Here is a 1,445-nt window from a genome sequence, read left to right on the forward strand (position 1 = left end):
TGAAGTGACCCCAAAAAGTTAGACACGTTATTTCATTAGGCAGCTTCTTGGGCATGAAACCGGTATTGTACCGGACTCATGCCTTTTAGTTTTGCCTTAATTCTTTTATGATTATAGTAGGCTATGTACTTTGCTAGTTCTTGCTTAAAGTGTTCTATATGCTTAAATTCTTTTCGGTATAGAAATTCGGACTTCATGATTCCAAAGAAATTTTCAATCACTGCGTTATCGTAACAGTTCCCTTTACGAGACATACTTTGTGTAATGCCACGTGTATTGAGGGAATGGCGATATTGTTTCATTTGATAGTGCCATCCTTGATCAGAATGAATAAGAAGTGTATCTTCTTCCGTTAAACGTTCAAAAGATTGGTCTAACATTGTTGAAACAAGGGAATAGGTTGGTCTTGAACCAATTGTATATGTGATAATTTCACCATTAAATAAATCCAACATTGGTGATAAATATAACTTCTCTCCAAACAATTTAAACTCTGTGATGTCCGTAACCCATTTTTTGTTTGGTTTTTCCGCTTGGAAATTGCGATTTAAAATATTCGGTGCAATTTTTCCGACTTTCCCTTTATAAGAACGATACTTTTTCATACGAACGAGACATTTCAAGCCTAATTCTTTCATCAGACGGTACACTTTTTTATGATTTACTTTGAGTCCACGGTTTGTCAGTTCATCACGAATACGACGATAGCCATAACACCCATCGTGTTCATCATAAATAGCTCGAATCAGTTCTTTTAACGCCGCATTTCCATCAGGACGATTGAAATGTTTCATCCAATAATAGTACGTGCTACGCGGAAGGCCTGCGAGTTGAAGTAGTTCCTTGACGGGAAATTCATGCCTTAATTCATAGACTACTTGCGCTTTGTCTTGTTTGGTGACTTTTCCTTGTTTTGAACTAAGGCATTCAACTTTTTTAAATATGCATTTTCCATACGTAAACGCTCATTTTCCGCTTGTAGTGCCTCTATTGATCCTTCAACTATTCCTTGATCTTTGGTTGTATTAGTTTTTTTATTTTTCATCGATAGACGCCCCTTTTTCTTTGAATGTAGGGCATCAAATCCTCCTGTATCATAAGCTACTTTCCATTTTCGAAGTGTCTCGTAAGATGGAATATTAAAAATCGCCGCTGTTTCCCTGATAGATGTCCCATTTTCGTTCATATAATTAAGTACATCTAGTTTATACTGGGTGGAGTAGGATGTATAGCGTTTTTCAAAAGCATTTTCACCTGAAGATTCATATTGCCTAATCCACTGATAGAGTATACTGGGATGAACACCTACAGATTTGGCGATTGTTTTTCCACCTTCATTACCATTTAAATATCGTCTCACCGCTTGTATTTTTTCTTTTGAAGAAAATTTAGCCATAAAAAACTGCACCTCCAATTGTTAGACTGTGTCTAACAATTGGGGTACA

At 36.3% G+C, this 1,445-nt stretch carries 1 protein-coding gene; it reads right to left on the reverse strand.

The window, feature by feature from the left end; translation table 11 throughout:
• Nucleotides 1-35: 35 nt before the first annotated feature.
• A protein-coding gene (locus HRG09_RS28055) for an IS3 family transposase (protein ID WP_174104065.1) occupies nt 36-1,396 on the reverse strand; the annotation gives its coding sequence in 2 pieces (ribosomal slippage) (nt 36-940 and nt 940-1,396; 1,362 coding nt in all).
• Nucleotides 1,397-1,445 lie beyond the last annotated feature (49 nt).

It is taken from the genome of Bacillus sp. Xin1 (assembly GCF_013314535.1).
Taxonomy (GTDB): Bacteria; Bacillota; Bacilli; order Bacillales; family Bacillaceae_G; genus Bacillus_A.